This window comes from uncultured Cardiobacterium sp. (assembly GCF_938028185.1).
GTDB lineage: Bacteria > Pseudomonadota > Gammaproteobacteria > Cardiobacteriales > Cardiobacteriaceae > Cardiobacterium.
The window spans coordinates 1-9,353 of the sequence record NZ_CALJAH010000208.1 but is presented as its reverse complement, the minus strand read 5'-3'; the positions used below and the strand labels follow the sequence as shown (position 1 = coordinate 9,353).

The following is a 9,353-nucleotide window of genomic DNA, read 5'->3' as shown; positions in this document are numbered from 1 at the left end:
GGTCTGCGGCAACGGCGGCAGGGTGTCTGCCGGTTCGCGGGCGATGGCGGCGGTGAGGTGTTCGGCGGCAAGCCACGGTCGGGTGGGGGGTTCGCGGCTGTGCGCGCTGGCGGCGAGCAGGGCGAGCGCAAGGGCGGCAATGAGGCGGGGCATAGCATTTCCTTATGGCGGGACGGGCGGCGACAGTGTAGCAATTCCCGGCAAAAGGCGGCGGGGCGGGCGTATAATCCGCGCCTCATTTCTCCGGGAGTTCAGGTATGTGCGGCATTGTGGGCATTGTGGGCAAATCCTTTGTAAACCAGGCGCTGTATGACGCGCTGACCGTGTTGCAGCATCGCGGCCAAGACGCCGCCGGTATTGCCACCTGCGACGCGGACGGGCGCTTTTTCCTGCACAAGGACAACGGTCTCGTGCGTGATGTTTTCAGCGAGCGCGAGATGCAGCGCCTCGTCGGCAATTACGGCATCGGCCATGTGCGCTACCCGACCGCCGGCACATCGAGCGCCGCCGAGGCGCAGCCGCTGTATGTGAACTCGCCCTATGGCATCGCGCTTGCCCACAACGGCAATCTCACCAACACCGACGAGCTCATCCGCGCCATTTACGAGAGCGACCTGCGCCACATCAACACACATTCGGATTCCGAAGCGCTGCTCAACGTTTTCGCCCACGAAATTCAGCGGCAGCAGCAACTGCGGCCCACGCCGGAAGTCATCTTCAACGCCGTCGCCGCTACCCATCGCCGCGTGCGCGGCGCCTATGCCGTGGTCGCGATGATTAGCGGCTACGGCCTCGTCGCCTTCCGCGACCCGTTTGCCATCCGCCCGATTATCTACGGCGTGCGCGACGCCGAAGACGGCGGACATGAATACATGATTGCCAGCGAGTCTGTCGCGCTGGAATCGCAAGGGTTCACCATCGTGCGCGACCTTGAGCCGGGCGAAGCACTCATCATCACCAAAGACGGCACGGTGCATCACCGCCAATGCGCCGAGCATCCGCGCCGCGTGCCGTGCATCTTTGAGTACGTTTACTTCGCCCGCCCCGATTCCACCATCGACGGCATCAACGTCTATAAAGCCCGCCTGCGCATGGGCGAAAAACTGGCGGAAAGCATCCTGCGCGACTGGCCGGAGCACGACATCGACGTCGTCATCCCCATCCCCGACACCAGTCGCAGCTCGGCGATAGAGCTCGCGGCGCGGCTCGGCGTCAAATACCGCGAAGGCTTCGTCAAAAACCGCTACATCGGCCGCACCTTCATCATGCCCGGCCAAAAACAGCGGAAAAAATCGGTGCGGCAAAAGCTGAACGCGATGACCCTCGAATTTCGCGGCAAAAACGTGCTGCTGGTGGACGACTCCATCGTGCGCGGCACCACCAGCGGACAAATCATCCAGATGGCACGCGACGCGGGCGCGAAAAAAGTCTATTTCGCCAGCGCCGCGCCGCCGGTGCGCTTCCCCAACGTTTACGGCATTGATATGCCGACCCACGAAGAGCTCATCGCCTTCCGTCGCGAAGAAGCGGACGTCGCCGCCGCGATTGGCGCCGACCGCGTCATCTACCAAACCCTGCCCGACCTGATAGACGCCTGCGCGGGCAGCAAACACAGCCTGCCGGAAGACTTCGACTGCTCCGTCTTCAACGGCTGCTACATCACCGGCGACATCGACGACGCCTACCTCGCCCGCCTCGAACACCAGCGCCAGGACAACAAAGCCTCGCGCAAAACGCCGATGATTGAGGCGGCGGGAGATGATGACCTCTGACGCCAATCCCCTTCATTGAAATCTCCCTCCCCCTGTGGGGGAGGGCCGGGGTGGGGTTACTGGTCATCTTCGCCAATGCCATGCGTTCCCCCCATCCCCACATACATACACCTGAGCGCTCAAGGTGTATGTAAACCGCGCAACCATTCACCACTACAAGGAAACCCCCATGAGCCAAAACCACCCCGCCCTGGACGAACTCGCCGCCATCGTTGGCCGCCGCCACCTCCTTACCAAACCCGCAAAAACCGCGCCCTACCGCAAAGGCTTCCGCTACGGCGAAGGCGATGTCCTCGCCGTCGTCCAGCCCGGCACCCTCTACGAGCTGTGGCAAGTCGCCGAAACCTGCGTCGCGCACGACCTCATCATCATCATGCAGGCGAGCAACACCGGCCTCACCGGCGGCTCCGTCCCCTACGGCGACTACGACCGCCCCGTCGTCCTCATCAGCGCCCGCCGCCTGAAAGGCATCCGCCTCATTGAAGACGGCGCGCAAGCCATCGCCCTGCCCGGCGCGACCCTCTACGAACTCGAAGACGCCCTCGCCGCCATAGGCCGCGAACCGCACAGCGTCATCGGCTCCAGCTGCATCGGTGCCTCCATCATCGGCGGCATCTGCAACAACTCCGGCGGCGCGCTCATCCAGCGCGGCCCCGCCTATACCGAAATGGCGCTCTACGCCCGCGTCAACGAACACGGCGCGCTTGAACTGGTGAACCACCTCGGCATCAACCTCGGCCAGCACCCGGAAAACCTGCTCAACCGCATCGAACGCGGCGACTACACCGATGCCGACATCGCTGCGGCCTCCGGCCAAACCTCCGACCACGAATACCAAGAGCGCGTGCGCGACATCGACGCCGACACCCCCTCGCGTTACAACAACGATGGCCGCCGCCTGTTTGAAGCCTCCGGCTCGGCGGGACGGCTCATCGTCTTCGCGGTGCGCGTCGATACCTTCGCCAAACCCGAACGCCAGCAAGTCTATTACATCGGCGCGCACGACCCCGACACCCTCACCGAACTGCGCCGCCACATCCTCAAACACTTCAAAAACCTGCCCGTCTCCGGCGAATACATGCACCGCGACTGCTACGACATCGCCGAGCGCTACGGCCGCGACACCTACCTCGTCATCGACCGCCTCGGCAGCAAACACATCCCGGCCTTCTTCCGCTGGAAAAACCGCATCGACCGCCTCGGCGAAAAACTGCGCCTGAAAAACCTCTCTGACCGCATCAGCCAATGCGCGACCGATATGCTGCCGACGCACCTGCCGCCATTCATGCAACAAATGCGCGACAGCTACGAACATCACCTCATCCTGAAAATGGCAGACGGCGGCGTGGACGAAGCCGATGCCTACCTCAAACGATACTTCGCCAGCCACCCGCACGACGGCGCCTACCACGTCTGCACTGGCAAAGAAGGGGCGCAAGCAACGCTGCACCGCTTCGCCGCTGCTGGTGCCGCCAACCGCTACCACGCCGTCAAAGGCAACGAAGTCGGCGACCTGCTGGCGCTGGACATCGCGCTGCGCCGCAACGAACACGACTGGTTCGAGCGCCTGCCCGCCGAAATTGACGCGCACATCGCCGCCAAACTCTACTACGGCCACTTCTTCTGCCACGTCATGCACCAGGATTACGTCTTAAAACCCGGCAGCGACGCGGCGGCGGTCAAACACGCGCTGCTGGCGTATCTCGACGGCAAAGGCGCGGAATACCCGGCAGAGCATAACGTCGGCCACCTCTATCCGGCAAAAGAAGCGCTCGCCAACTTCTACCGCGCCCAAGACCCGACCAACAGCCTCAATCCCGGCATCGGCAAAACCACGAAAAAGAAAAACTGGGAAAAAGGCTGCGGCTGCGGCGGGCATTAACCCCGTAACCCGCGCAACAACAGCGACGGATTGCCCGCCACCGCTTGGCGACTGCCATCCGTGCAGACCGGTTTTCCAACCGGCTCCAAAAAACCGCCAACATCTGGCGGTTTTTTTGGCAGTGGCGAAGCCGTATGTTGGCATTGCGAATGTTGACCATAAATGCCCGGGCTACATTTGCTGTTTGGTGCGGATTGCCATATTCCATCCACTTAAAGCGGTCAATGATTCCAATCCCATAATTATTCAGTCTTTTTTGCCGCAGACGATGCTTCCCATTTCTGCAAATATTCCGCTGCGTCGGTAATGCCCCGCATGGTCGCCTGTTCCAGCTAAAAGCGCGCCCCGACAATATCCGCTTTGCTGGCATTTCCTTGCAATAAATACACGCCCAGCATGAATTGCGCCTGGGCGAAATTTGCCCACGCCGCTTTGCCCAGCCATTGCAATCCGCTATTGCGTTGCCGTGTGGTCGGGGCGGGTTCACTCAAATACAGCAGTCCCAAATGGTATTGCGCCTGCGGCAAGGATTTTGCCGCCGCTTTTCTTAGCCAGTAGCGCGCTTTTTTCCGGTCTTCCGGTACATTCTCTCCGTAAAGGTAGAGGCTGCCGAGTGCATCCTGCGCTTCCACCACGCCGCCTTGCGCCGCCCACTCCAACCATTCCATCGCCTGTGAGTAATCCGGCGCGCCATACTGCCCCTCAAAGTAATAGCGAAACAACTGGTATTGCGCCTGCGCCGAACCGCCTGCACCGGCAATAATCAGCCATTGCCGCCCGCCTTCGGCATCGCCGCTTTCCAAATAGAGCAGCCCCAAATCCAGTTGCGCGTCAGATGGCCCTGTTTTGCCGCCCGCTCCAGCCAGTGCAATGCCAGCTCTGTATCTTGCGGCAGGTGGTGTCCCTCGGCATACATCATCCCCATCAGGTATTGCGCATTGGCGCGCCCGGCGGTCACATCGCGCCGTAGGGCGTCTAGCAGTTCGGGTTGCCTGTCCAGCAAGAAATCATGGTATTGGTACGAGAGTGGCTGCACGGCGGGCGGAATGACAGGCGGTTTTTTCTGTTTCATCGTGCTATGGGGTTGCAAGGTGTTGGGCAACACTATAGCCATCCACCGAAAGCCTCATACTGTGTTGCGCCGCTTCGCCGTACAACCGCGTACTGCCTTCAGCGGCGCGCCTTGTCTGAAACTTTCGGTGGATGGCTATATACGGCTTTCACGTCATCACGAAAACCACAATCATTTATGTGAAGACTCTGCGCTTTTTTGTGGTTTTCTGTGGAAACGCGCGCTACAATGCCCCATGTTAAAACTTTTTTACCATCTCATCCGGGGACTTTTATGCATTACACCTGTCGCGACATCATGATTGCGCACCCGCGCATCCTGCATCCGGCGATGACCATTGCCGAGGCCTTCGAGGCGACGCACCACAGCGGCGTCCGTTACTTTCCCGTGGTTGATGACGCGGGCGATTTCATCGGCGTTTTCAGCAGTATGTCATTGATAGAAGTGCTGCTGCCGCGCGGCGTCACCGCCAATCCCGCCTACGGCAAGAAGCTGCCGGAGCTGGATTTTATGAAAACCAGCGTGGACGAGCTGCGCGAGCGCCTGCACGCGCGCGGTGGCGAGCCGATTACCGACCACCTCATTACCGAAGACATCCCGCTGCTCCATCCGGAAACCAGCCTGATGGAAGCGCTTTACCTGATTTATCAATACCACAGCCACGCCATCATCGTCGAAGCCGGCAGCCGCCGCTTCTGCGGCGTGGTCAGCATCAACGGCGTTCTCGACCACATCCAGGGCGCCAAAGGATAATCCCATGAACTCACACGCAATCTTTGGCTTAAACCCGATGTGGCTCTCCGGCATCATCCTCGTCATCGTCTATATCATCCTGATTCTGGAGAAATTAAACCGCGCCGTCATCGCCCTTTTTGGCGCGATGCTGATGATTTACTGCGGCCTGCTCAGCCAGGCGCAGGCGCTGGAAAAAGTAGATTTCAACACGCTATGGCTGCTCACTGGGATGATGATGCTGGTGAACATCACCGCCAAAACCGGCGTGTTCCAGTACGTCGCCATCCGCTCCGCCAAGTGGGTCAAGGCCGATCCGGTCGGCATCATGCTGATGCTGGCGGGCATCACCGCGCTCTTCTCCGCGCTGCTCGACAACGTCACCACCGTGCTGCTCATCACCCCGGTGACGCTGCTCATCACCGAACAGCTCAACGTGCGCGCCTTCCCCTACCTCTTCGCCACCATCCTTGCCTCCAACATCGGCGGCACCGCCACCCTCATCGGCGACCCGCCGAACATCATCATCGGCTCGAAAAACAGCCTCAGTTTCGCCGAATTCATCTACCACCTGACGCCGATTTCCGTCGTCATCCTCGTCGCCGTCTGCGGCGTGCTCTGGCTCATCCACCGCCGCAACCTGAAAACTACCCAGGCAGCGCGCGACGCCATCATGCGCTTTGACGAAAAAGAAGCCATCACCGATGCCCACCTCCTGAAAAAATGCGGCCTCGTCTTCGGCCTCGTTCTCTTGGGCTTCTTTATCGGCCACCCGCTGCACATCGAACCCGGCACCGTCGCCCTCTCCGGCGCGGCGCTGTTGATGATGCTCGCCTATGGCCGCCAACCGGCGGACAAACAAAGCGAAAACGTGCACCAGGCCTTCACCGAAGTCGAATGGATCACCATCTACTTCTTCATGGGGCTGTTCATCATCGTCGGCGCGGTCGAACAAAGCGGCCTGCTTGGAGTACTCGGCGAAAAACTCATCGCCGCCACCGGGGGCGACGTGCCGAAAATGGCCTACGCCGTGCTCTGGGTCTCGGCGCTGCTCTCCTCCGTGCTGGACAACATCCCCTTCGTCGCCACCATGATTCCGCTGTTGCAATCGGCCGGACAGGGCATCCCGCCGGAAGCCTTTGAACCGGTATGGTGGGCGCTCGCACTCGGCGCCTGCCTCGGCGGCAACGGTACCCTGATTGGTGCCAGCGCCAACCTCACCGTCGCCGCCTTCGCCGAAAAGGCTAAACAGCCGATCGGCATGGTGCAGTTCGCCAAATACGCCTTCCCGCTGATGCTGCTGACCATCCTGCTGTCGCACATCTACCTGTGGCTGCGCTACTTCTGAACGACAAACGCCGGGCAACCGGCGTTTTTTAATGCGCTCGCACAGGCGTGGTTTGCACACGCCGTTCTGTAGGTTGGGTTAGGCACAGCCGTAATCCAACCTGCAAGGCCTTGCAGATGAATTGTAAACAGCTACTAGCATCCGCACATCACGGCATCAAAAAAGCGGGGCATTTACCCCGCTTTTTTCACGCTGCCATCAGAAGGCATGATGCAATGTCAATTTGCCGATAAATTCGTCATCATCGCCCTGTTTGCGATAAGTACCTTTCAGCTCGGTATCGGTTCGTTCGCTGAATTTGTAGATATGTCCCAAATGATATTGCTGCCAGAATTTCTCCTTGTCATAATCAATGCCTTCCCAGCCGCCGCGGAATTGGTGCGCGCCCCAAGTATAATTGAGCGAGGTGGAAGCATATTCGCCGAAATGGGCGTGATGCTGCGCGTCCAATGCCCATTCCAGCATTGGGCTTTTGTCGTCATAACGCAGCAGGGTGACGGCGGCGGAAGCGCCCATAATGGCGTCGGTACTGCCGCCCAGTTTGGTTTTGATGCCATTGCCGCTGGTGCCTTCATAACCGGCAGATACGGCAAAGGTATTGTTTTTGTAGCCCACCGCCGCACTAAATTCATTAAAGCCGCGACTTCTGCCGCTTTTAATCACTTCATGCTTGCCGTCCAGCACGCCATCAACGGCAAAACTGAAACCGCTGCCGCCAATATCTTCCAAATCGTAGCGAATCATTTTGCCGAGCCGCTCAATGCCAATCGCCGCATCGTCAAAAACGGATTTGACCATATAAGTTTTCCAGGCGGTTTTCTGTTTACCCAGGGTCAATCTGCCAAAATCGCCTTGCACGCCGATATGCGCCTCGCGCACACCATTCAAGCCGCTGCCATCCTTGTTTTCCTCGCTGGTGAGATAAAGATTGAAGAAAAGCTGATTATTGCCACCGAGCGCTTCCGTCCCCTTGACGCCAATACGCAAATGGTCATTGAGATAATCCATGTGGCTGTTTTTCTCTGCCTTGCTGTGATATTGCACCCCTTGCGCCAATGAGCCGTAAAGCGTGGTATCCCGTCCGTCCGCTGCTATCGCGGATATTGTTCCCAGCGACAACACCATTGCCGCTGCCATCTGTGATTTACGCATAACTCGCACCTCTTGTTTGAATTGCGCTTGCAATATTATCGGTTTCATGGACAAGCGGCAACGATTTTACAGCGCAGAATATGCCATCGCGCGCGATGCATCTGCGCGGACGGCGGGGCAGGTATGCCGCGTGTTTGGCTCTGGCGTCTGCCGGGGTTTGTCTTTACACTGCGCGCCGTGAATAACAAGCCCTCTCATTAACCCCTTTCAGGAGCTTTCCTATATACAGACGCCTCTTTCTCGCCGCGCTGGCGGCTTTCTCTTTCGCCGCGCACGCGCGCGCAGCCGAACATGGAGACGATTGCCTCGCTCAAGCCGGATTTGATTATTGCGGACAAGGATCGCCACGCCGCCGCCTATGACGAGTTGTCGAAGATTGCGCCGGTGCTGCTCTTGAATTCGCGCTACGGCAGCCTCGATGACATCCTCGCGCAGGCGCAGGTGATTGGCGACGCGGTCGGCAAGCACGACGAGATGAAGGCGAAGGTCGATGCGCTGAACAAGGAATTTGATGACATCAAGGCAGGTATTCCCGCCGGGCAAACGGCCATCGTCGGCGCTTCGCGCGAGAATACGTTTGACCTGTTCTCCGGCGATTATTTTGCCGGTGGCGTGGTCGTCCGCCTCGGTTTCAAGTTGCCGCCGCCGGTTGATGGCAAGGCGTTTTATGAGATTGGGCTGGAGCAGTTCCTCGCGCAAGACCCGGACTGGCTGTTTGTCGCCCATTACCGCGAGGAAAGCGTGGTGCGCAAGTGGGAGAAGGAGTCGCTGTGGAGCGCGCTCAAGGTCGCCAATCCTGCGCATAATGTCAGTATCGAGCCGGATTTGTGGGCGCGCTCACGCGGGCTGATTGCCGCCAAATTGATGGCGGAACAGGTACGCGATGCGGTCGCCAAGGCGAAGTGATTTGTCGCGTGGTTGCTGAATGACGCGCCGCTCCCCTCCCCCGCAGCGGGCGGGTTCCCGCGCAAAATGCTTCCGCATTTTTCATGGGCGCCCGCCCACGGGGGAAGGGGTTTTACCGCTGCTGTTCACGCTTTTGTTTTCTGAACCGTTGTAGGGTGGGGCTTGCCCCACCGTCGTTTGATGAAAAACAAATATTTGGTGCTTGCGCCGTTCTGCCCCCTCCCCCGTGGGGACACTACTGTCCGGAATAAAACCGGACGCCCACAAAAAAGGGTTGCAGGCTCCCGTTTCCCGGGGTAAAACCCCGTACAACAACTCAAAAAACAAAAGCTGCAACCCATGTACACAATATCCCGCATCCACGCCCTTATCAAGCCCGCCATGCACGGCACCTTCCAGCATCACGTTGATGCCTGCGAAGCCGACAAATACCGCAAAAAATTCAGCTGTTACGACCTGCTTGTCGCCATGCTTTTTGCCGTCTTCAGC

General features: G+C 59.2%; 8 protein-coding genes and 1 pseudogene. 6 read left to right on the top strand and 3 right to left on the bottom strand.

Features of this window, described 5'->3' with window-relative positions; genetic code table 11:
* Positions 1 to 257: 257 nt before the first annotated feature.
* Together purF and dld are read left to right on the top strand one after the other, a co-directional pair.
* A complete protein-coding gene (gene purF / locus Q0349_RS06165; protein WP_298079999.1) occupies positions 258 to 1,772 on the top strand; it encodes an amidophosphoribosyltransferase in 1,515 nt (504 codons plus the stop codon).
* 169 nt (positions 1,773 to 1,941) lie between these two features.
* Complete coding sequence (gene dld, locus Q0349_RS06160) at positions 1,942 to 3,654, top strand: D-lactate dehydrogenase (RefSeq protein ID WP_298079998.1); 1,713 nt, start codon at positions 1,942 to 1,944, stop codon at positions 3,652 to 3,654.
* Positions 3,655 to 3,986: 332 nt separating this feature from the next.
* On the opposite strand, the gene Q0349_RS06155 is transcribed toward dld, so the two are convergent.
* Together Q0349_RS06155 and Q0349_RS06150 are read right to left on the bottom strand one after the other, a co-directional pair.
* Positions 3,987 to 4,472 carry a tetratricopeptide repeat protein gene (locus Q0349_RS06155; protein ID WP_298079997.1) on the bottom strand — a complete coding sequence of 162 codons (486 nt, stop codon included), beginning with the start codon at positions 4,470 to 4,472 and terminating at the stop codon, positions 3,987 to 3,989.
* The gene (locus Q0349_RS06150) at positions 4,418 to 4,726 is read right to left on the bottom strand and encodes an SEL1-like repeat protein (RefSeq protein WP_298079996.1); all 309 of its coding nucleotides are present in this window, start codon (positions 4,724 to 4,726) and stop codon (positions 4,418 to 4,420) included. The genes Q0349_RS06155 and Q0349_RS06150 overlap by 55 nt, the downstream gene beginning before the upstream one ends.
* Before the next feature lie 273 nt (positions 4,727 to 4,999).
* On the opposite strand from Q0349_RS06150, the gene Q0349_RS06145 reads away from it, so the two are divergent.
* Complete coding sequence (locus Q0349_RS06145) at positions 5,000 to 5,479, top strand: CBS domain-containing protein (protein WP_298079995.1); 480 nt, start codon at positions 5,000 to 5,002, stop codon at positions 5,477 to 5,479.
* Between the two features lie 4 nt (positions 5,480 to 5,483).
* Complete coding sequence (locus tag Q0349_RS06140) at positions 5,484 to 6,806, top strand: ArsB/NhaD family transporter (RefSeq protein WP_298079994.1); 1,323 nt, start codon at positions 5,484 to 5,486, stop codon at positions 6,804 to 6,806.
* A gap of 198 nt (positions 6,807 to 7,004) precedes the next feature.
* Here Q0349_RS06140 and Q0349_RS06135 read toward each other — a convergent pair whose 3' ends face one another.
* Positions 7,005 to 7,958, bottom strand: a complete 954-nt coding sequence (locus Q0349_RS06135) for a porin (protein WP_298079993.1) — start codon at positions 7,956 to 7,958, stop codon at positions 7,005 to 7,007.
* A 285-nt stretch (positions 7,959 to 8,243) separates the two neighbouring features.
* Here Q0349_RS06135 and Q0349_RS06130 point away from each other — a divergent pair.
* A pseudogene (locus Q0349_RS06130) lies at positions 8,244 to 8,864 on the top strand (ABC transporter substrate-binding protein); the annotation flags it as partial.
* Positions 8,865 to 9,203: 339 nt separating this feature from the next.
* The coding region (locus tag Q0349_RS14100) for a DUF4372 domain-containing protein (RefSeq protein WP_366916285.1) at positions 9,204 to 9,353 on the top strand (150 nt) is incomplete at its 3' end.